The sequence below is a fragment of the Bdellovibrionales bacterium genome, assembly GCA_016714165.1.
Lineage (GTDB): Bacteria > Bdellovibrionota > Bdellovibrionia > Bdellovibrionales > UBA1609 > JADJVA01.
Map to the genome: position 1 here is coordinate 735,082 of JADJNU010000001.1, position 22,099 is coordinate 757,180.

21 protein-coding genes and 1 tRNA gene are annotated in these 22,099 nt (G+C 44.6%); 7 read left to right on the forward strand and 15 right to left on the reverse strand.

All coding sequences use genetic code 11. The annotated features are described in order from the left end of the window. Positions 1 to 6: 6 nt before the first annotated feature. From IPJ71_03275 to IPJ71_03290, 4 genes are read right to left on the reverse strand one after another with little or no spacing between them, the layout of a single operon-like run. Positions 7 to 999, reverse strand: a complete 993-nt coding sequence (locus IPJ71_03275) for a cation-transporting P-type ATPase (protein MBK7842707.1) — start codon at positions 997 to 999, stop codon at positions 7 to 9. Beyond that, positions 978 to 2,135, reverse strand: coding sequence for an HAD-IC family P-type ATPase (locus IPJ71_03280; GenBank protein MBK7842708.1), 1,158 nt, complete (start codon positions 2,133 to 2,135; stop codon positions 978 to 980). The genes IPJ71_03275 and IPJ71_03280 overlap by 22 nt, the downstream gene beginning before the upstream one ends. Continuing rightward, positions 2,132 to 2,668 carry a hypothetical protein gene (locus IPJ71_03285; GenBank protein MBK7842709.1) on the reverse strand — a complete coding sequence of 179 codons (537 nt, stop codon included), beginning with the start codon at positions 2,666 to 2,668 and terminating at the stop codon, positions 2,132 to 2,134. The genes IPJ71_03280 and IPJ71_03285 overlap by 4 nt, the downstream gene beginning before the upstream one ends. 11 nt (positions 2,669 to 2,679) lie before the next feature. Further along, on the reverse strand, positions 2,680 to 3,372 hold the full coding sequence (locus IPJ71_03290) for a cytochrome b/b6 domain-containing protein (GenBank protein ID MBK7842710.1): 693 nt from the start codon (positions 3,370 to 3,372) through the stop codon (positions 2,680 to 2,682). A 200-nt stretch (positions 3,373 to 3,572) separates the two neighbouring features. On the opposite strand from IPJ71_03290, the gene IPJ71_03295 reads away from it, so the two are divergent. Then, entirely contained in the window at positions 3,573 to 3,830 is a 258-nt protein-coding gene (locus IPJ71_03295; GenBank protein ID MBK7842711.1) for a PepSY domain-containing protein, read from the forward strand. A gap of 207 nt (positions 3,831 to 4,037) precedes the next feature. On the opposite strand, the gene IPJ71_03300 is transcribed toward IPJ71_03295, so the two are convergent. The 4 genes from IPJ71_03300 to IPJ71_03315 form a co-directional block, all read right to left on the reverse strand. After that, entirely contained in the window at positions 4,038 to 5,681 is a 1,644-nt protein-coding gene (locus IPJ71_03300) for a cupin domain-containing protein (GenBank protein MBK7842712.1), read from the reverse strand. 26 nt (positions 5,682 to 5,707) lie between these two features. Continuing rightward, on the reverse strand, positions 5,708 to 6,331 hold the full coding sequence (locus IPJ71_03305; protein ID MBK7842713.1) for an HAD-IA family hydrolase: 624 nt from the start codon (positions 6,329 to 6,331) through the stop codon (positions 5,708 to 5,710). A gap of 109 nt (positions 6,332 to 6,440) precedes the next feature. Further along, positions 6,441 to 7,082 carry a GNAT family N-acetyltransferase gene (locus IPJ71_03310; protein ID MBK7842714.1) on the reverse strand — a complete coding sequence of 214 codons (642 nt, stop codon included), beginning with the start codon at positions 7,080 to 7,082 and terminating at the stop codon, positions 6,441 to 6,443. Positions 7,083 to 7,726: 644 nt separating this feature from the next. After that, entirely contained in the window at positions 7,727 to 8,500 is a 774-nt protein-coding gene (locus IPJ71_03315) for a hypothetical protein (GenBank protein ID MBK7842715.1), read from the reverse strand. A gap of 782 nt (positions 8,501 to 9,282) precedes the next feature. Here IPJ71_03315 and IPJ71_03320 point away from each other — a divergent pair. From IPJ71_03320 to IPJ71_03330, 3 genes are all read left to right on the forward strand, one after another. Beyond that, the gene (locus IPJ71_03320) at positions 9,283 to 9,588 is read left to right on the forward strand and encodes a hypothetical protein (protein ID MBK7842716.1); all 306 of its coding nucleotides are present in this window, start codon (positions 9,283 to 9,285) and stop codon (positions 9,586 to 9,588) included. A gap of 112 nt (positions 9,589 to 9,700) precedes the next feature. Then, on the forward strand, positions 9,701 to 11,902 hold the full coding sequence (locus tag IPJ71_03325) for a hypothetical protein (GenBank protein ID MBK7842717.1): 2,202 nt from the start codon (positions 9,701 to 9,703) through the stop codon (positions 11,900 to 11,902). Beyond that, on the forward strand, positions 11,899 to 12,354 hold the full coding sequence (locus IPJ71_03330; protein ID MBK7842718.1) for a hypothetical protein: 456 nt from the start codon (positions 11,899 to 11,901) through the stop codon (positions 12,352 to 12,354). Before IPJ71_03325 ends, IPJ71_03330 begins: the two co-directional genes overlap by 4 nt. A 577-nt stretch (positions 12,355 to 12,931) precedes the next feature. Here the strand turns inward: IPJ71_03330 and IPJ71_03335 are convergent. From IPJ71_03335 to IPJ71_03350, 4 genes are all read right to left on the reverse strand, one after another. Continuing rightward, the gene (locus IPJ71_03335) at positions 12,932 to 13,285 is read right to left on the reverse strand and encodes a hypothetical protein (protein ID MBK7842719.1); all 354 of its coding nucleotides are present in this window, start codon (positions 13,283 to 13,285) and stop codon (positions 12,932 to 12,934) included. Beyond that, a complete protein-coding gene (locus tag IPJ71_03340; GenBank protein MBK7842720.1) occupies positions 13,282 to 13,665 on the reverse strand; it encodes a VOC family protein in 384 nt (127 codons plus the stop codon). The genes IPJ71_03335 and IPJ71_03340 overlap by 4 nt, the downstream gene beginning before the upstream one ends. A gap of 8 nt (positions 13,666 to 13,673) precedes the next feature. Next, entirely contained in the window at positions 13,674 to 14,306 is a 633-nt protein-coding gene (locus tag IPJ71_03345; GenBank protein ID MBK7842721.1) for a glutathione S-transferase family protein, read from the reverse strand. 222 nt (positions 14,307 to 14,528) lie between these two features. Next, a tRNA-Met gene (locus IPJ71_03350) sits at positions 14,529 to 14,605 on the reverse strand. 278 nt (positions 14,606 to 14,883) lie between these two features. Between IPJ71_03350 and IPJ71_03355 the strand changes: the two genes are divergently transcribed. Continuing rightward, positions 14,884 to 16,674 (forward strand): FHA domain-containing protein, encoded by a 1,791-nt coding sequence (locus tag IPJ71_03355; GenBank protein ID MBK7842722.1) that lies wholly within the window; start codon positions 14,884 to 14,886, stop codon positions 16,672 to 16,674. 223 nt (positions 16,675 to 16,897) lie between these two features. On the opposite strand, the gene IPJ71_03360 is transcribed toward IPJ71_03355, so the two are convergent. The 3 genes from IPJ71_03360 to IPJ71_03370 form a co-directional block, all read right to left on the reverse strand. Next, on the reverse strand, positions 16,898 to 17,500 hold the full coding sequence (locus IPJ71_03360; protein ID MBK7842723.1) for a hypothetical protein: 603 nt from the start codon (positions 17,498 to 17,500) through the stop codon (positions 16,898 to 16,900). Positions 17,501 to 17,895: 395 nt separating this feature from the next. Further along, entirely contained in the window at positions 17,896 to 18,090 is a 195-nt protein-coding gene (locus tag IPJ71_03365) for a hypothetical protein (protein MBK7842724.1), read from the reverse strand. A 344-nt stretch (positions 18,091 to 18,434) separates the two neighbouring features. Beyond that, positions 18,435 to 18,806, reverse strand: a complete 372-nt coding sequence (locus IPJ71_03370) for a hypothetical protein (GenBank protein ID MBK7842725.1) — start codon at positions 18,804 to 18,806, stop codon at positions 18,435 to 18,437. Between the two features lie 397 nt (positions 18,807 to 19,203). Between IPJ71_03370 and IPJ71_03375 the strand changes: the two genes are divergently transcribed. Together IPJ71_03375 and rimK are read left to right on the forward strand one after the other, a co-directional pair. Continuing rightward, a complete protein-coding gene (locus IPJ71_03375) occupies positions 19,204 to 20,835 on the forward strand; it encodes a S8 family serine peptidase (protein ID MBK7842726.1) in 1,632 nt (543 codons plus the stop codon). Between the two features lie 316 nt (positions 20,836 to 21,151). Next, on the forward strand, positions 21,152 to 22,057 hold the full coding sequence (gene rimK / locus IPJ71_03380; GenBank protein MBK7842727.1) for a 30S ribosomal protein S6--L-glutamate ligase: 906 nt from the start codon (positions 21,152 to 21,154) through the stop codon (positions 22,055 to 22,057). Positions 22,058 to 22,099: the final 42 nt, after the last annotated feature.

Sequence of the window (22,099 nt, forward strand, 5' to 3'; positions counted from 1 at the left end):
TCGTTGTTAATATTTGATAACCTGAAAAGAAAACTTTCGGTTATTTACCCCATCGGGATTGGCCGATGCCACTGCTTGGAAAGCAAAGAGCGCTGTAGGATGAATCACAAGTTCCAGCCAAACAATATGAACAGGAAGATAGACCAGAGGATATCCTATCAATGGTACAATTGCGGCGCCCAACACAAGAGGGATATGAATGAGCAACAGATATTCAAAACTCATCGCCAAGTTTCTGAAGAGTTGTCGCCCCTCACGGATCGCGTTGACTATTGTACTAAAGTTATCATCGGAGAGTATTATTGACGAGACCTCCTTCGCACTTCTCGTGCCCCTCTCACCCATAGCAATGCCAATATCAGCGGCTTTCAAGGCCGGCACATCATTCACGCCGTCGCCGGTGACAGCGACCATTTCGCCCGCAAACTTTAAAGCCATTACAATGCGAAATTTTTGCATAGGCGTGCAGCGAGCAACCACATCGATCCCCTTCAGAAATTTGGGATTTTGGTTGAGCCATTCAACCTGAAATTGAGCCGGATCGTCCTCTGCCGAAACCACGATCGGAGTTCCCAATGTCAATCCTGCATCTTTGGCAATCGCTGCCGCAGTCTCCGGATGATCTCCAGTTACCATCAGAACACGTATTCCACTTTGACGACAGTAAGCCATTGCTCCTGCCACCTCTGGCCGAGGTGGATCCTCAAAAGCCAATAAACCACAAAACTCAAATCCCGAATCTGGCTCATACTCTGACTCCAAGAGAACATCATGTTTCTTCGCAACCCCAATCACCTTGTGACCCGCTTTCGCCCACTCGGAAATTCTCTTGCTCCAATATTCTCTATTTTCGTGAGTGATCGCCGACATTGCGAGAATAGTTTCGGGCGCACCCTTCACACAGGCCATGATACTGCCGTCTGACTGCCGAACAAACCCGGTCTCGCGCTTGCGATCTTCGGTGAAAGGCACCGCCTTCAATGGTATTGGGAGGGACATCCCTTTCTTTCGAACCACCTCATGAATTGCAACATCGAGGGATCAATACTCGAACTTGAAGCGGCAAAAGCAGCACTTAACAATAAGTCAGTGGTTTCTCCGACCGCATCAAGATGAGTGAGTGTCAACCGACCCGCAGTAATTGTTCCGGTCTTGTCCGCACAAATGTGTGTGATACGTCCTATGTTCTCAACGCTAACGGCACGTCTCACGAGGGCGCGCATCTTTGCCAGCCGATAAATTCCAACCCCTAAGAAAAACGTAAATACCACTGAAAACTCTTCGGGAATGGCTGCCACCGCCAAGGTAGCGGCACTCAGCAGAGCGTCCAGCCAACCATGACCTTGGTAGGCCCGAACCGAAGCCAGCAGTCCACACAATAGACCTGCAGAAATGATGAGAATTTGAATTAAACGGTTCATCGACTTTTGCAAAGGAGTAAGTTCGTGTGGCACGCGCGAAACGGATTGGACTATTTCACCGTAAGAAGTTTGAGCGCCGGTGAGTACCACCCTCAGCAATCCAGAACCCGCCAAGATTCTCGTTCCTGCAAACCCCAAGGTGTGAGCTGGTACTTTTACCTCCCCTTGAGAGACCAGAGAAAAAAGATCAAACTCAATCTGTTTTTTTTTGATGGGAAGTGATTCCCCTGTCAGAGCTGATTCGTCCATTTGTATGTCCCGCGACATCTCGAAAACACCGTCCGCTGGAAGAAGTATGCCGACATCGACGATAAGGAGGTCCCCCGGAACGATCTCACGAGAGTCAATTTCAAACTCTCTAGAATCTCGCCTAACCTTGATGCGTGAGCTCATTTGAGCTTTGAGCAAAGCGGTTGAAGCACGGGTTCTCCAGTGTAAAAAAGCATCCATGAATAAAAGGGGAAATACGGCAAGGAACAATGTAATTCCGTCGGCAACCTCCCCAATGAGAAAGAAAACCGACCCAACTCCAATAAGGAACCAAATCATCGGATCCTTTATTGTGTCCCGAAAAAGCTCAATCCAAGGATTTCCTGCCACCTCTACGATATCATTCGCTCCAAACCGCGAACGCTGAGCCTCAACCTCAGGAATACTCAGCCCTCCATCTTGGTGTCGTAATCCGCTGAGAGAGTCTAATGAAATAGTCTTCATTGTCTAACAGCGTCCTCACTTGCCCTGGAAGCCGGCAAAAGCAAATCCTCAAGAAAAAAGGCGGAAAGCTCTGAACGACCTGAAATTCCTGCCTTTGCATAAACGGCCATTGATTGAACTCGCGCTGTTTTCTCGGTTGTATTTCTAACATGGGCAACCTCCTTGAGGCTCAGTCCTTTCAACAAAAGAAATGCCACTTCCTTTTCCGAAAGACTGAGGTTCCATTTTGAGAGCTGCTGGTCAATGGCTCTAGCCAAACCATCGACATATTTACGGGAATCAGCGCGCCAAGCATTCGCCTCCGCTTTGAACGCAGAAAACTCCTCCATTTCTCTTTCGAGACGATGACGGAGAGTTACAGTTCCTTGCAAAAGGTAAAAGACCCCGACTAATGCAACAAATCCAATTGCGCCTTCAGTTAGAACATGCCAGAGAACGACGCCCTCGCGAGAATCAGTGAAGATATCAAAGCCAACGAGAACTGCGACCGAACAGAGAATCCCCGCTACAACAAATCGCTCACGTTGGCTCATAATACTCCTCGTTATTCGCCTTCTTCATTTTCGCCCAACTGCAAGCTTGTGCCAAAGAACCTGAGTGTCCGATTCAGACTGTCGAAGTTACCGGCAAGATACGTCGCAAATATTAAGACCAGTCCAATAAAAAGTAAGGCTGTGCCAGATCTAGAATTCGAAATCACTTCAGCAACCGGAACATCCTTCTTCTTTCCGTCAATCATCGTCATCGCAATTCCATCCCGATGGCGAAGCGCGTGCAAGACAACTCCCGCGATATGCATCAAAACAGTGACGAGAAAACCATTCGCCAATAACTCGTGAATATCTTCAAAAGTCTCCTTTTGTCCACTGGCCATCAAGTAGCCAGTGAGCCCAAGCCCCAAGGCAAAGCAGAGCATGGCTATCGTAACCCAACTAGATGCGGGATTGTGGCCGACCCACTTTTGTTTGTCACCCGAAAGTATTCCTGAAAAATAGGCCACCAAGTCCTTTGGACGAAGCGCAAAAGAAGCGAATTTCGAATACTTTGTACCGACAACCCCCCAAAGAATTCTCAGTAAGACTGTAAATCCCAGAATGAGACCCGCCAGCATGTGATAAGAAAAAATGGGCGACTCATCATCTACAGTTTTTGCGATTAAAAATGCCGTGACGAAGAGACCCGCAAAAAGCCAGTGGAATACCCGCGTCGGTAGATCGTAAACGATTTGGTTTCTCATGTCTGCTCCCTCCATGACGCACTTTTTGTGCGTCCTTTGGCAAGACAATCGTCCTTATTCAGTGTTCTGACTATTGGTCATATGGTCTATGGACCTTAAATCAACCACTTAGGCTATTTGCCCAATGGTAAAATCTAGCACATTTCGCTACTATTTGTGCAGGACGGGAATCAACTCGTCGCACTACAGAGGAGATGAAAATGAAAAAACTCGTTCTTACAATGGGACTCTTGGTCGTGGGAGGTGTCGCACACGCCAAAAAAAACTGCACCGATCAACCAAAGGACAAATGGATGAAAGAGGAGGATCTCAAAAAGCGCCTCGAGGGTGAAGGCTACAAAATTCGAAAGTTCAAACAGCCAGGAACTTGTTACGAGATTTATGGGACTAATAAAGACGGAAAAAACGTAGAGATCTATTTCAATCCAGTCGATGGTTCTATTGCAAAGGAAAAGTAAATTAGGCCACTGGCGGGCTATATTGCATAGCGTTACATGACTTGTCAACTCAAAAAAAGGGAACTGAAAATCAGATGCTGTTCTAAGATTCGGCTAGCTTAGTGCGACTTCAGCAATTGCACACTAAATACCTGTAGCTCTTCCATTTTTTTGGCGAAAACGCCGTGTCTGCAATCTCGATTATGAAGTTTGTTTATATTTGAGGGATCATGTTCTGAAACTCACCGGTATCGTTTCTGTCCAACCTCGCTCAACGCCGATCGACTCTCCGAAGCGGATCATTTCGTCCCAAGTCACGTCCTTCTTCTTTGATACGACAAAATGCTTGCCCTTGAAGACCACGTAAAGCTTGTTGCCCAAGTCGCTAAAGAAGTGAATGTACCACCCACCATCATCAATAGCCGTTTCGAATCGAGTGATCACTTCACCAAGAGTGCGCTCATCGAGACAGTACCTATTTATATTCCAAACCTTAATCTTCTCATTGGGCATGTCTGTCCGGCGGCACTTGATCTTGAATGGTTCAAGAGCATCCAAAACGGACGTATCTTGTAGACTTTCGACGATGATTTCTCCGGTATAATTGAGCGGTCCCAGCGCCTCGGAAACGCGCAGTTTGTCTGGCAAACCATCATGTGGGCCGTGATTGTGTTTTGGAATGTCATGCCACCAAGAGTCCTTGCACTCATCGCGACGACTTGGATTCAAAGGATAGTAGATCTTGTTTTCTTTCTTGGAGGACTCGCCAACGACAAGGAGCCTCGCATCTGAATCAGAATTGTTGATAAAAGTGTGACTAATTCCGGTTCCGCTAGGAAAGCCGACCGCATCGCCAGGATTTAGCCGATAGAGATCACCGTTTATCCAAACATCGGGGTTGCCTTCTATGACATACACAAACTCTTCTTCGGCGCTCTCTGCATGAGGCCATGATGTTCGCCGCCCGGAGGGAAGGAGTTCATGATGTATTCCAAGTCTTTTCAGCCCAAACTCTTTGGCAAATGGGGATCCAATCGAGAGATACTCCTTCGTTCCTCGGTAGTACGATGATTCAGGTCCTTCCTGGATGTCAGAGTAGTGCTTAATGAAATTGGGACGTGAGACCGCATAGTAAACCTGAGTGTCGTACTCTATCCGAACAAGACCGCTTCTCTGATGTTTTTCAAAAAGATACTTCAGGGCCGAACGCATTTCGGCAAAGCGCGGGTGACTGATATTAGGTGCGTAGGAGGATGACGCCAGACGACCGAGAAGGCCATCGAAGTCAAAATCCTGGTAGTTCATAAAATGCTGAACTTCAAAAGCGCCCAAAAGATCCCGAAGACAGGATTCGCCAATGTTCTTGTGCTTTACTTGCTTGTAGTCCACACCAAACAAGGTAATGAGGGCTTCATATTCCTCGGCAAACGGCGTTCCAGATATTTTTCTATCATTCCAGATGAGAACAATTCGACCATCCTCTTTCAGTATTCGATGAAACTCTTTCTTTGTTTGATTGGGCTCAAACCAATGAAAGGCTTGGGCCGCAACGACGAAATCCGCGACCTTATCCTGAAGTCCCGTATGTTCTGCTGTGCCCTTCGAGCTATAATAATTTGAGTATCCACTGAGCGCACTCTCAGCGGCCTTCCTCATCTCGTCGTTTGGTTCAACGGAAAAGACCTTGTTCCCATTTTTCAGAAATATCTCAGATGAAATGCCCGTGCCAGAGCCAATGTCAGCTACAGAACTCTCAGAATTTAGCCCCAGTCGATTTCTCAAGAAAGAGATAATCTCGCTGGGGTAACCTGGTCGGTATTTGACGTAGTTCCCAACCCGGTCGCTAAACCTCTTTGTGAAATCAGTGTCCATAATGTCCTTCTTCCTATTTTTTAGGCTCAGTGATTTGATTTGACCCATTCAAAGAATTGCGTGGAGCAAAAAAATTGTCTTTGAGCATTTGGGCAAACATCGTGGTCCCAATAATTGTGCCAGCTCGCTCTGATTGGGAGGGCTCCAAATGCTTTTGCCGCCTGCATGTCGTGGTCATGGTCTCCCACCATGACCATTTCTGAGATCTGGCACGAAAAAAACTCTTGAATTCTAAAAAGCCCTTCAGGGTGAGGTTTTCGACTCGACACGCAGTTACCAGAAACAACATGATCAAAATACTGAAGAAGCCTGTTTTCATGCAAAACCAACTTTGCAGATTCCAAATCGCGATTCGTCCAAACGGCCATCTTCCGATTGTTATTTACCAACCAAGCACACACTGAGTCGATCGCCTTGTAGGTAGGAATTAAGTTGGCTTCTCTCTCGCTTTTATCTTGAAGAGCCTGCATCGCGCGAGAGGCATCTTCGGCAGGCAAATGAGACGAGAAACTCTGTGACGGATGAATTCCGATGAGATGCTTCTTCTCAAGCCTGGAAAAATTTTGACCAAGAAGGGACTCGAGCGTTGAAAAATAGTGACCAAAGGAATCTGTTAAAGTCCCATCAAGATCGAACACCCAGTACTTCATTCAGTACCAACCCACTGTCTTGTAATGTTTATTTCCTCCTTGGCGCGAAACGCGCTCTCGGCCTCCATCCATCGGTAGCCATCCTTCTGCCGCCATCCAATGAGAGGGTTCACGTGAGCTCCTTTTCCAAGACAATTTTTAAGCCACCTTCATTCGACTCATGGCAACCAACGACTTCGAACCCGTGTTTCAAGTTCAAAATAAGCATCTCACGAAAACGATTCTGTGTCTTCGTTTGAACTTTCTTATAGCCCATTTTACGGCACCAATCGTGTTGGGATTTCATGAGGTCGGAAGCAATGCCGATTCCTCTAAAATCCGGAACAACCCCGCCGATCCAACTGTAAAACTCGTGAGAATCTTGCTCGTACCCAAGCTTGAATCCCACAGCCTGATCATCCACAAGTGCGGTGACGAGATGAAACCTATTGTGACTTTTGAATCTCGAATAAAACCATTCGGCGTTCCATTGACCAAAAGCCTTCTCAATAACAGGAACGATTCTTTCAATATGAGGATTCGTTACTTCGGTGGTCTCATCGAGAACCAATGGAATATGTCTAAATCGTGGCACTGATTGACTATCAAACTGAACCGACTCAAAGAACATCTGCTTTGGACGAACCCAAAGCTTGCCCAGCCTGTTTTCATAGAGGGTTTCGTAGATAACGACTTCCTCGAGCGTTTCGCTATTCCTCGCTTCTCCAATGTATTTGTAAGGCTTGTCTTTATAGTGACGATAGAGCTTCATTTTGGGTGATGTTCCATTTTTGGTTGGAATTGAGGAACGGCTTTTGTCAAAGTATAGCTGACTATGCAGCCTTTCTTGTTTTTTTGTCAACGGATTACATGTGATTATCCCTGACATGAAAGTCACTTCTGCACTCAAGAACTTGCGGGCTAGTTTTGTGTCTCAAAATGCAGGCGGGTCGGTATCGGAAAATGATCAGATCTCCTCGCAGCATTTATAGCTTTCTATTGATTTTAAAAGACGACCTTCGGCCCGTGTAAGCCGTCTTCAGAGAGATGGGATTGCAAATAGGTCAATGTCCTCAGAACGGTTGATGAGTTCGCCAAGGAGCGTCTGTAATTCTTGTAGATCAATCTATTCGCGGAGTTGACGTCATTGCATTTTTAGATCACCTAGCCAGAGGAAAATATCCAAAGGTCATTCGAGTAGAGCAGGGAACCGAATTCACCTCCTCAGCCATGCTCGATTGGCCCCAAAGATAAGATCAAACTTGAGATACAATAATATCAATCCTCGATTGGCCCTAGGCATGAAATCTCCAATGGCGTTTGCAAAGGAACAAGGAAGTATAATGGCAGGTTAAATCCCCCTGACCCAGGATTCTTGACTCACAGATTCTTAGGCCAACCGCCGGCCAACCCCGACTATTTTTCAATTTTCAAAATTCCATCCTTAAATAAATTGAAAATTATGGGATCAAGTTGCTCAGGAGAGGTCAATTCTTTTTGCTCAGATTTAGACAATCTATAGAAATTTAAGGAATAACCCAAAAAGAAATTAATTAATTTCATATTTGAATTTACGATTTCATTTGGAACATTTTTTCTCTTTAAAGCATATTTTGCTTGGGCGATTTTTAGAGAATCAACAATGGAAAGAAATTCAAACACTTCTTGATTGTATATTACGAAATGCTTAAAAAAGACCGTGCTTCTATCTTCACTTGCATCGGCCACAATAGCGTCAATACCTAATTCTAAAAAAATGTCCCGTTCAGTTAATGTTTTAGATGAGTTAGTTTTTTTTAAACTTAATTCTAAACGATCCTTTGCATTTCTCATTTCTTGCTCTGGTATATCTTTTGCTCTTACTATGACATGCTGCTTATTCGCTTTGTCTTTTAGCTTGAGAACAGAAACAATATTATTTGCATAATCTCGATTAAAACCATATTGATCATTAGCTTCAAAATAATCACCTGTAGCATGTAATTCTTTAATTTGTGATATTTCACCTTGAATACGTGCGCCTGCCCTACCAACCCTTGTTCCACGATAAATCAAACCATCGTCCATGTATTTATTTAATTCAGTTTTAGGAAGGGCTATTTCTCTAATTGATTCTGCCACACTCGAAAGAACAGAATCCATACATTGACGGGAATTACTTGCTGGACAACGAATAAGAATTGGATCCATATGAAAGCATCCCATAAAAATGATTGAAACCATAACAATGGAGTATAAACAGGCATTATTCACAAACTTGTTTTCGGATTTTAAATTATTAATCTACAGCGGGAGATTTCAGATCTAGTTGAAAGTTGAGGGCGCCTGTCACGTCAAAGAGGTTGGCCCAAGAATCTGAGAGTCAAGAATCCTGGGTCAGGGGGATTTAACCTGCCATTATACTTCCTTGTTCCTTTGCAAATTCTATTGGAGAATTCATTCCTAGTGCTGAATGTGGATTAATAAAGACTACCCGTATCTAAATTCATGACTCAAAAATCTCATGGGCACCCAAACTACTACTGCGCATATAGCGACTGATCACTTTCGCCCGGCCCTATGGTGTGTGCTCATCTCACTTGTGTGGCGTTCGGTTCAAGTCTTCTGGCCTTCGTGTTTAAACTTGAGTAGCCGTAGCAATTCTCATGTGGCAACCTTCATCCTTGAGATTGTTGGCCCCGGCCCCCGTCCTCTCCTTTTTGCCTTAAGCATCGGCATTGGTATATTTCACCACCCACGTAATTATGCTACCATAGTCTCGACTCAAAAATCCTCAAGAATTGGCTCCCAATAGGGGCTATAGCGCTTTTTTTTGCCGAAAACACGGGTAAACTATAGACATGAAAGTCACTTCTGCACTCAAGAACTTGCGGGCTAGGATTGATTTTCAAATAGGTTCTGCTGGAGCCAGATATTTTCAGCTCAGCCAAACTCAATCAAGCTAAATCCTTCAGAATCACTCAAGATGGGATATGATGGGAGCAAAGGATGCACGCTTTGGGAAGATGCCGCTGACCTCGCAAAGCGCACTGACCGGCCAATTAGGTTTACAGGTTTTGCCTATTCCTTCTCGCGTAGCGATTGACAGAATAAATCCAAGGTACCCGGCCCATAAGTTCAATCGTCTCGGAGACACTCCCAAGTTCGAGAAATCACGACGATCGACCGCGAGCCTGATAGTAGAATTGTATTTTATTGTTTCAACTGGTGCTTTAGCTTTTTCTCACGAAGGACATTCATTTTCTCAGCAACTGAAATCCTGCCCCGCTCTCTACTAGGTCCCCGCGCCACAAGAAATGACAACTTGCCTTTAGCTTTAATAAATTGATGCATTTTGCTACTCTCCCGCCTACCGATATTTGTACACTTTTAAAATTGGGAGGGGGTTCCTTGAAAATCACATTTGGTCTATCGTTGTCTTTGCTCGCATTAGGCTTAACAGCATGTTCTGGCGGAGGAGGTGGAGGCGGCGGCAGTGGCCCGGAAAACGCACCTCAGTCAAAAGAGGAAGCCCTACAAAGACTTTCCCCTCAACACAAAGCGAACTTTGAAGCCTGGCAAAGCAAAGTGGTTAAAGCCTGTGATTCAGCAGATGCATTTGGTTTACATAAGGAAAATAAGATGGAACAAGACGGAATCGATGGTGCAGCTCTGATCAAGATGAACAGTGGATCTGTCGTATTTTCTGACGGTAAAAATCTTGCGATTTTAGCTGGCTACAATAGCTTTTCTGGTGTTGGTAACACAAAAACTGAAGAAACACTTGAAGTAAACGGCCAAGGTTATACAGTTTCGGCCGAAACAAAAAGGGAAGGGTCAACCTGTTCCGTATTTTTGTTTGGGCAAAAGGTCTATGAAACGGGTATTGCAGAAAGCTTTATTATTGGAACTCAATACTCCCCATATAGAGAAGCCTCCGCGACATCACAAATCCCAGTAGTGAAAAATCTTGGTGTTAATGGCGCAGGTGAGGTTGTACAGCACGGCATATATGCTTTACTGTCCCAAACATTAAAGCCCTCTAAGGAAGCACAAGCATTTGTTGGTCAGATCTTTGGCTTGAATGCAGAGCAATCTGCGAAGCTATTTAGGTTAACCGATTATACGTCAGCTGATTCTGCCGTTCGTATTGATTCTGACCAGTCTTCAGTTTGGAGCAATAGCGAATGCGGAAATTTAATTTCACAAGCTTCAGGATTGAAAATAGCTTTTGATGGCACCTTGAGAGTTTTAAATCTTGAGGTTAGACTACAAGTTCCTCAGTTTGATTTTAAAGGCACAAAGAATACAGAGGACAACGGAAACTTGAAACTGACCTTAAGCTCAACAATCATCAAAAAAGATAATGGTTTTTTATATAATATCAAAAGCTTACAAAATGACGGCCTTGTACTATTTAGCCAAGCCGAGGCCGAAACTTGCACGAAGGATCGTGTAACTGCTTATTCTGGCGCCTTCGCGAGAAATTATGCAATTTCGCCATCAACTCAAGTGATGTTTAGTCCCTGCCGAACAATTTTCCCTGAAATTGAAAATGTATCTTATAAAAATGGGCTGCTAAAATCTTTAATTCCGATTGTTTTCGCCAATGTAACGCCCGCAAGTCAGTTCCAGTATGGTGGTTGGGACCTGGTTCTAAGTCGATTTGCTAAAGAGGTAGTCTCTCAAAATAAAGATATCGTTTCTGAGTTAGATCCTTCAGCAAAAACTAAAATTGTTGGTATTGCTTCAAAGCACCTTGAAGCTATTAAGATCGAAATGGACAAGTCAAAAAATATTCTCCCGTTAACGGACACAGCACTCCAAATGGGCCTTGACTGGTCGTTTCAAGGAACGATTGTCTCCGCCTCAAGAATATCGCAAATAATCCAGAGCGCAGATAATTCATCGGATATTTTTAAAATATCGACCGAGCGATTACTCAATGACCTTGCTCGAAATCCAAACGCGAACGATGATCAGCTTTCATTTGCACTCTCTATTGATGGCAACGTCAAGAGCGAAGCAATGAAGGCCTTAAATCTTTCAAAAGACCTAAACTACTCTAAGTTTGAAATTGACGTGTTTAATCAAGCCATTCAAAAAAAGGTGACCATCGAAGAGTTCAGAAGCTGGAGTGATCGATTCGCCACAATTAAGACCGAAATAGATAAGTATCCTGCAGTTTTTTCTGTTAAAAACGAGCTGATTGGGTCTTCACTTAAGTGGCTTAAGAATGGAGAAGTTGCGACACAGGATCTGGCTGGGATATATTCTGCGATTAATAATTCAATCGATCCGTTCGCTGAAAGCACTAAACAACTTGTTCTTGATTTGGGCCAGTCTCTTGCTGGAAACAAAGAGGCTCTTGAGTTTGCGAGAAACATCAAAGGTGAGTATAAACAGCTTGCATTATCTATTCGTAGTAACTCAATCGCAACTGAATACGAGAAATGGGGTTCGTCATTTTTTAATTCGGTTTTACAAAAGCGTCCAACTATTGAACAGCTTCGCCAATGGAATGATTTGTGGGTATCCTCCTTGCATTTGTTCAACGCGAAAAAGAAAGAGTTGCCGGCGAACTTGGGTCACAGCCTGAATGGAATAGAATGAAAGTGATCGAAGTAGCAGTAAAAGAAATTTGGTCAGGTCAAGATTTTTCTAAACTTGAGGCAATAGCTCCTGTTGCAAAATCTATAGATATCTGTGACCGTCATAAGGACGTGAGCTCACAAGCAATTTGTGCTGGATTGAGTTTGTTTAGTAAAGGGCAAAGAAAGTTTTTTGATCCCACCTATGCTGGCCGTTACACAAGCTTGAGTGGGGACTTTAATGGATACATGAATCGACTTTCAGGTTTTGATTGGACCACGTTGCGATGGGCGCTTGTTCGTGAGTTCTTTGGTTCTTTGGAGCCTATTTGGTCAAAGTGCGATAACAATTTATTTAATCAAAAAGCTTTAGCGCTTAAGGACCAAATCAATGCCATTGCGCGCGAGACTGACCGACTTACGAAGTGGAAGCTTGAAAGACAAATTAAAGAGACAATTAGAAACTGTCAGTAAGTCTGATCAGTTAGATGCGCTCATGCAGAGCTCTGAATTTTCCGAGTTCACACATAGCCGTGAGTCGTTCAAGATTATCTATGCTGACGGCAAGTGGCAATCCCTCAGGTTTCACATTCCGTAACAAGGCCCAATCTGGTCTCTTGCCGTCTTAACACCGGAGCCCGCATAGGCAGTAAGCAAGTATCCCCGACGCTTATCGGAGTTTGGATATACAAACTCCTCTTGGTCTCGACTGGATTTCGATGCTTCATCAATCGGTTCAGTTTCGCTCAACTTCCCAGATCTTACATGACGGCTGTTGTCCGCCTTTTTTTAAAAAACGGTTCCGACCATTTTTCGTAGAAAACAGCCGCATTGAGTAGTTTGATGAATGCACTTACGTACCCTCACCGAAAGCCAACCTTCGTCCTCGTACAACAAGCAAATGTCTATGAATTCAAGCAGGCGTCGCACTCCTCCGTCGTGGCTCACAAATCCAGATGAGGTGAAGACGCAACGAATGAGAGGCTCACCGCCAGCGCGGATCCTGGCCCTTTAATTGATGCGTTCATGCAGAGTTCGGAATTCTCCGAGTTCAAAGCCTGTTTGCCAAAAAGAGTTGGAAATTCCAGCTGTCGTGCCGACCATTTGGAGATGATTTTACTTTGCGGTTTTTAGTATGGCCATGAGTGCTTGGATGATCTTGAAAAGTTTGAGCACGACCCATCAGTTGAGGATCAACTGGGCGGACTACAGTATTGCTATTCTTTAGAAAGAGTTCAGAAGAAATTCCGGCGCCAGATCCAACATCAACGATGACACTGCTTCGGGTAAGTCCCAGTTCAGAAGTGATGAAGCCGATGATTTCTTGAGGGTAAGTTAGGCGATACTTCACATAGCTATCGACTCGATCACTGAAACGCTGGGTGGGATTGGCAACGTTGCTCACTGGACAGCCTTAGCAAAAGCAATCACATGTCCATCGATATCCATGCTGTAGCCGGCAATGTCGCCCCAGTCGCGTCTATCAACAGGACTCAATTCTTTAGCTCCATTTTTTATTGCCCGCTGGTGAAAGGCATTCGGGTCATCCACTCGTAAGTATAATTCTGCTCGCGGTATCCCGTTCGCTTCAGATGGATCTGGGAGTGCATCGCCAAGTAGGCGCTTGATTCCTTTTTCTGGCATCAACCCCAAAACACAGCCGTCGTTGAGCGCGAACTCGGTCATGCCAGGAACATCGAGCGCCGGTTTTGTTCCAAGGACTTCAATATAAAATGCAGCACTGCGGGCCTGGTCACTGACATATAAAATGAAGTGTGCTTTCATAATCTTTCTCAGTTATCCCAAATGGCTTTGCCTCTAGCTTTGTTCCAAGAAGGCCGACTAATAATTCTTTGCATGTAACTTTGAACGTGTGGCCACCAATTAGAATCAGAAAGTACGGTCTCCTTGAGCGCTGCGATTTGAACCCCGATGGCGCAGTCAACGAGAGAAAAATCCCTTCCCAACACGTATTGATTCTCTTTCAAATGGGTTTCCAAGTGACCCAGTGCCCACTCGACATCCTCGACAGCATCGCCAAGCTCGCTCAGAGACTTTGCTTGAAATCCTATTTTTGGCAATCCAAATTTATTGAACCAGATGGTACCGAACGATGGCGCCATGTGAGCTGACTCAAAAAATAGCCACTGCATGGCGATCGATTCCTGGCGCGGATTCGACGGCCAATGGTATCTACCGTACTCCTTCGCCAGATAACAAAGAATGGCATTTGATTCCCGTAGAGTGATATCTTTGTCGACGAGAACAGGAACCTTTCCCAGAGGATTTACTTTTAGGAAACTTTCGTGCCGCTGTTCTCTCTTGAATAAAATGACTTCTTTAAGCTCATGATCGATTTCAAGTTCGGCCAGAGCCATTCTTACTTTCAGGGGATTGGGTGAGTGATCGAAATTATATAGTTTCAATTGAGCCTCCCATTAGATTGTCGGCGCCGCTCAACTTATACTCACATCAACAACTTTTCACCTCGCGCAGCACTCCTATAAAAAGGCGCACGAACCCCTCCTACTCACCGCCGGTGAGCATGGATCGCTTTTCTTAAATTTTCGTTGTGAAGATTTGGGACATTTTGTTCAGTTACTTTTGGCTTAGGTGTCTGATTTTATTACCAATTTCATTTTGGAAATTGGTTGCGGGGGCCGGATTTGAACCGACGACCTTCGGGTTATGAGCCCGACGAGCTACCAGGCTGCTCCACCCCGCGCCAGAAGAATTTGCTCCGGGCATTTTTGAACTCTACCGCCCAGAGAGAATGAAACTTGTAACCGCACGCCGTATGTCTAGTCAAGCAATGGTCGTCTACAAAACTATTGTTAGTGTGCGTCAGGAATTCGCAGACACACACACATGGAGTCCTGGTCCAATTGTACACCAACAAAGTCATTTGTGGGGCCTAACTTTCCGATAGGACATGGAAATGAGCCAGAGTGATGAATTTGGCAAAGGGTATAAAATTGTATGAAAAGGAGCCATTAGCGTTCAATGAAGGCATTTTTAATTCATGCTCAAACTAAAAAGAAGTTTAGGGTTAAGACTGATACAACCATCGGTCGGATGGATTGTGATCGATCCTACCCAGATGACGGACGGATGAGCCGCACGCATTGTGTCTTACGTTGCACCGATGAGGTCTTCACAGTTGAAGATTTGGAATCCAAAAATGGAGTTTTAGTTAATGGTGAGCTCATCCCAGCTCGCACTCCTGTCAGATTAAGAACGGGAGGAAAACTTATCATTGGAGATCAGGAATTCGAAGTGTTGATCACGGGCCAGACTGTTGAAATGCCAGCTGGAATGCCCTCTCAAATTGTGAAAACAACAGATGATTTCAGCAATAACAACGGATTGGAAAACCAGGCCACCTCTTCAAATTCCAGGGGTGTCCAGCCCGATGACTTATCAAGAACTGAGGTTTCCTCAGAAAAAATGGAGAAAACTGTCCCCGATGGAAATACCAACCTATTTCAGTTTGGGCGAGAATCTTCAAACAGTGGGATAGCCAAGAATTGGAGTGAGGAAGGAGAAAGCAAGAGTTCCAGCATGGTTACGGCCCCAAGTTTCGCTAGCATCGCCGATCTTGGCGTGCCGGATGACACAGGCAAATCTCAAAATCTGTCTCCTCCAAGCCCCCCTCCAAACCTCCTGAAGGCCATAAATGCGTCTCCTGATTCTGATACGCCCGTCGCTCCAAGCTTTGATCATGCAGCGGAAAACGCCATCATCATTGATCCAAACCTTCTTAAACTAGCTGAACCACAGACCGAACAGTACACCAAGGATAAAAACCGCGGGAAAAAGAGATCTAAAAATAGCGAGGAAGCCGCTCATTCCCAACCGGGAAATAAGTCCTTTGAAGAAAAAGGGAGAAAAGATAGTTCTTTTTCTATCTACTCTTCTCATTTCAGCATATGGCGAAGCACGCTACTGGGCCTCATCATTGGCCTCCCGGTGCCTTTAATTTTTCTTCTAGATCAGGAAAATATCTATCTATTAACTCAGATTCGGGATCCTAGAATTATCATCAGATGGCTCGGCGTCCTTATTCTTCCCATATTGCTTTCTACTGGATTCATACAGAAAATTCGAATTCACACTGGGTGGAGAACCGGCGCCAAGTCCATTTCTCTTTCGTTAATGGCTCTGTCCATGATCGCACTCTTCCATCTCACGGGAATACATGCCATTGAGAGGACGAGCGACTTTGATGAAAAAAGATTTACTTTAAAGGTAAAGAAAGCCTGCATCGACAAATACAAACCCGAGAAATGCTCGGAAGTTGTATTTACCTGCCCTCAATGTCTGAGGGACCTCGGATTTACTGAGCGACAAGCACTTCTTGAATCAATCTATCCATTCGTCGAAGACCTGACAAAAAGAGAAAATGAATTGACCAGGCTCCCCTCACATCAACCCACTCATCAACCCACTCATCAAAATGGGTCAATCAAAACACAATCAATGCAGTCGAACAAACAAATGATTCCTGTTCGTCCCCTCCTGCAAGGGGAGACTCAAAATAACAGCCCGACAAAACTGAAACGGCCTGTTGTAAAAAATTTATCAGAAGAGGATAATCCCTCACAACGACAGGCCCACAAATCGAATCCAATTCCCACTTCAATTCCAAAGCCAAGTTCTGGCATTAATAACCACATCCAAGATCAAGATCTGGTTCCCGCACCCGCTCCAACTCCAGACAAAAAAAACCCAGCCCCCAACAAAACTAGCTCCGATTCAGAAAATGTCCAAATTCCAAACGACGCCAGTGAGTAGAAACCATCGAAGGAAGAGTTCCTCCATCTAGCTTTTCGTATCACAGATTTCAGGCCATTTGTGAGCTCTTGTGATATACGAATGAACTCGTTTGGAGCAATTTTACATTCGTGACGTAAAGCCCCTGGCTTTAGCCATGGGGAGTGAATCAAAGAATCCAAACCTGCGGTTCAAAATTTCCGATAACTCGCGCCCTGAGACTCGATACAAATAGACTCGAATGTCATTTGAGAAAATCCCTCAGCTCCACCTCTAAGAACTCTGGTGTTTCAGCACCATTGTCTCTTGGCTCGTCAGTAAGGAACCCAATCGTTAGACTTAAGATTTGTCCAGAACGGATTATTTCACCAATTGGAAATGAAAACTGACAGTCTGTTGGATTGGTCATCGAATTGCATTTAAATAGTTTCGAATCCTTATCCTCATACGAACTGCAAAACAAATATCTTGTTCCATCCGCCTGGATTTCATTCGCAGGACACGGATACCCTTCTGTATCAATATTTCCATCTCCAGAGACGAGGGCACTCACAAATATAAACCCACCAATAATGGGCAATTGATCCTCTTGGACTGAAAGATTCAATTGACCGACCAGAGTATTTTTCGATGTCTGAGCATCGCTCTTTTCAATTCTGGCCTGACCTGCCATTTTCCACAAGTGATGATGGAAAACCTGTGAATGGACAATAGGAAAAGAACCGTCAGAAACTATACTACCCGTTGAGTTCAGATCGGATTCTGAACCTGAAAAGTCTCGACTACAATTCTGAAATGAAAATACAACAAAAAGAGATGCAATTCCAAGTTTAAAGGATTTTCCCATGAGCACTTCCCCTTAATAAAAAAGCATTTTACTAGACCCTTCTCAAGGACCTGCAAATAAAAGACCATGCAGAAAAAGCCAACATTCACTCCTGTGGACTTTGAGGACATTGAGGACTTTGAGGACGATCTTAGAAGGTGGTTGCTGTTTAAACACTTGGCAAGTGCTTCTCTTTTTGTCTTATTTCAATTGGTGGTGTGAGATGTTATTACCAAGAGATTCTGACCCAGCAAATTTGCAAATAGATAATAGCCAACTAAGGATCTCAACTTGATACGATTTTTTTGACTTGCCCCCAAGAATTGCTCATCAAAGAAGATGAACTTGATAAACGCGCAGTTGCAGCGGTTCCTCGACTGGCGCGATGTTGATGCTATGCAGAGGTGAGCGCACTTTTAGTGCGCCTTCACCATCAAACCCAAAGTCACAACAACTTGAATGACAGCCCACCTATCTAGTTGAATCGCATTACTTGCAGCAAAAAGGCACATCATAGGCTCTTCCAGCATCAAGCATGTTGTGATTAGAGCAGGAGTCTCCAAAGGAGACTGTTCCACCGATTCCTCCGCAAGACGCAAAGCACTGGCCATCTTTCGCGCCCCAATGGGGAGCCGGATGATTCGCATCACAAACTGGCGCAGGGGGCGGCGGCGGTGGTGGCGGAGCAGGTGGTGGCGATGGAGGAGGAGGGGGAGCGACGTCCTGAATCCACCAATTCATTGTCACGCATGGTAAAAATGGGAGCCCAGATGATTCAAGCAAATTTGGGTTGACCAAATCACCTACGGTCCACTTCCGCGTCCCCTAAAAAACCTTGGTAACGGTTCACTTATTCGTTTTCTCAATTAATTATAAGAGGAAAAACTCTCACGGATGAAAAGAAAAGAACTGAGGAGATTTTAAAATACGCCAAATTCTCAGATTGGAATAATGGCTAATTATTTCTCCAAATAGAACTACAGCTTTCTAAAGAATCGACAACAATACCCTTGGGACGATAGGTGGCTTCTGCTTTGCACCTGTACTCACGTGCTGGATCCAGTTCATGAAGACTTTTGACAACTTGCTCAGACATTCCAATCAGCCTTTTTCCCACGCCCTGCCGCTTAATTCTCCAGGCCGGGGATAAAAAAAAGACATCCACTTTTAGATTTGTTCCATCTACCTGAAGCTCTCTCTCTTTTAGGAGCAAGTTCTCTATCTCGTGATCGATCTCTCCGCAGATAGCCAGGTTTCCCCCAAACACCAAATGAGAAATAAAGACAAAAACAATTCCCTTCCAAAGCCTTTCATCCAATAATTTCATCTGAAGCCTCGTTTTCTTCAATCTGTCAAAAACCTGGAAAGGAGCCAAAATTCGGCACCCTAACCAGCTCATTCAATTGATCAGCGCATTTTAATCTGCTTAGAGACATCAATAAGCAGATATCATGCCCAAACCTGGAGGTTTCATTTTTCACGACCCAATTGGAGTACTCCAATGCACCAAGTAGGCGCTTCAATTTACATTAGAAAATATACCTGCTTCCAATAATTAACAATTTTGCCACCGATAATCAGAACTTATCGAGCTTTCCGAGAAAAGCCTTCAACTAAATACAGAGGCAAATAGGAGACTGTGAGAGATAGAATGTCCCTCTATTGACAAGCTTGGCGCAATACTTGCTCTGCTGAGCTCTCAAATATCTAAAAAGGGGATGCAAGTGATCAGACAGATACGAGATCGGTCATTAATCGCGGGTCTTTTAACGACAGTTGCAATTGTGGGGCTGAGCGGCTGTTTAGAATTGGACCAGACCATCATTTTGAATAGGCCAGAGCATATTATTGTCGGCAATCCGGTGCCAACATCGAGGGACTTCAAAGCAATAAATAATAACCACAAAGTCTTGGTTGCGATTTTTGATACGGGCTTGGATTACAACCATCCCGATCTAGCTGATAATATTCACTTCGACTTAAATGAAGCAGGCCAGCCGGTGGGCTGCGGCTACGATTATTATTCGATGGATGAATGGGCTTCCTATCGGGTGGTCGATACAGACAAATACAAGTTTGAAGAACGAAGAAAGGAAACTCAAGACGAAATATTGAAAGATACTTCGTCCGAAGATTTTAATAAGAAAATCACACTCCAGAGAGAAAAGATGGAATGCGAACAAAGTGAGCTAACAAAAATTGATCCGAGACTGAGAAAATACACCGAAGCCTATCGAGGACTTGAGCAGGAGGATGGAACCACCCTACACGGCACCCACGTCGCAGGGCTCGTGACCTATGATACCAGCGAGATTGGAGTTATTCCATTTCGCGTGCTTCCATACTTTCAAGATCAAAAAGATAAAAAAGACAATAACACTGGCGAACGCGATCGATTTGTTCAAAACTTTAGGGATGCCGTAGAGCGAGTCTCGAAATACAGAGACGCTCAGGGACGAAAAGTCAGAATCGTAAATCTTAGTCTCGGGGGAAGTTTTAGCCGTCCAAACGGCGAAGGCGCCCAAGAAATTGAGAAATTCAATCGCTATGTGAAGATCGTGACCCAGGAGCTTCGCAAAATCATTGAAGAACATCCGGATATACTTTTTGTCGGAGCTGCCGGTAACGATGGGGGTTGGAGCGATAACGATGCGCGTGTTCAATATCCCTGTGGGATTAGCGCAGACAATGTTCTTTGTGTTGGAGCTACAACTAAGGAAGGAAGAAAGACCACCTTTACAAACGTTCCTCTGAATAATGTTGAGCTCGTATTTGCACCTGGATTTGAGTTAAAATCTTTGAGCCCGGCGGATCGATGCCCATTTTTGGTTAAATTTATGGATGGCATACTGAACGAAGGATCAAATGGAAACCTTTGCAAAATGGAAAAATCCACCCAAAAGTGGGTGCCAAATAGCTCGGCGATCGAAGGACGACGAGAAATGATCATGACTCTCTATAACACCTGCTCGGATAAAGAGAACCAATACAGCCTCATGTCTGGAACATCCATGGCAACGCCCGTAATAGCACGTATTGCTGCCAAAATTCTCATTGATAATCCGGATCTTTCAACGAAGGAACTTATCTCATTGGTTAAGGAGAAGGGCACTCCGACCGAATCACACACATTTAAAACCTGGGTGCTAAAGATGGATCGACCCTCTTGGCAAAAACCTGAAGAGGACGGCGTTGTGAACCGGGTTGCTTTGAGTTCAGGTCGTGTGCCCTCAATTGCTGGCCTCAATTTGGAAAATGCTCTGACCGCAGCCCAGTTGGATCTGGCAATCCAAGCATCTAAACATTTCCAGGGTATGAATTTTAATCTGACTATGGGGAGATCTGACCTTAAATAATAAGGGCGGGCAACTGCTGGCCTGATTTGAGTGAAACCATTCGCCAGTCGATACAGTTGATGGTCTTTTGACATTAGCTTTAGCCTGCGCTCCAATCCCTTACCCCCTGATCTCTTGTTCGATCAGGGGTCGATACATCCAAAACCATTGTCGGGTCGGGCAATATGACCTCCAAAGCAAAATAAAGGGGGCAGGACATTCCAACCTCTCAGGCTGGCCGCCCTCCGACCGAGTTTTTTCAATTAAATACCAAACCTTTTGCGCAATTCGATTCCATAACCTAATAATAGTTTTTAAGGTTCAAAAGGGCAAATCCATGAACATCTGTGTTCTCTCGCGGAATTCAAAACTCTACTCAACTCGCAGACTTGTAGAAGCCGGCCACGCGAGAAATCATCATGTCGAGGTCGTCGATCCTTTGCGATGCTACATGAATATCACTTCTCATAAGCCTGAAGTCTACTATCGAAAAAAGAGTCTCGACTATTTCGATGCCGTTATTCCAAGAATTGGAGCCTCAATCACTTTTTACGGATGTGCCGTGGTTCGCCAATTTGAAATGATGGGTGTCTATAGTTTGAATGAATCCGTTGCGATAACCAGGTCTCGAGACAAACTACGGGCTTTGCAAATCCTTTCCCGCAAAGGCATCGGGTTGCCCGTCACAGGGTTTGCTCATAGCACTCGCATGACCAAAGAGCTCTTGGAGATTGTTGGAGGCCCCCCGCTCGTCATAAAGCTACTTGAAGGCACGCAAGGCAAGGGTGTCGTTCTTGCTGAAACTCAAAAGGCCGCTGAAAGTGTGATCGATGCCTTTCGCGGGCTTGAAGCCTTCTTTCTTGTTCAAGAATTTATCAAAGAATCTTCGGGAACTGATATTCGAGCTTTCGTCATTGATGACAAGGTCGTCGCTTCCATGATGAGAAAAAGTAAGCCTGGAGAGTTTCGGTCAAATCTCCATCTGGGAGGAACCTCTCAACTCGTAAAACTAACGCCAGAGGAGCGTAGCACGGCAATTCGGGCCGCACGCGCCATGGGTCTTAATATTTGTGGTGTAGATATTTTGAGATCAAAACACGGCCCCCTTGTAATGGAAGTGAATTCCTCGCCAGGACTGGAGGGGATTGAAAAAGCAACCTCAAAAGACATCGCAGGAAAAATCATCGATTTTATCGAAAAGAATCACAAGGACGGGAACAATAAAACAAAAGGAAAGGGATAGAATCAAAGAATCTATCCCCTCACTTTCTCAATCATAAAATTG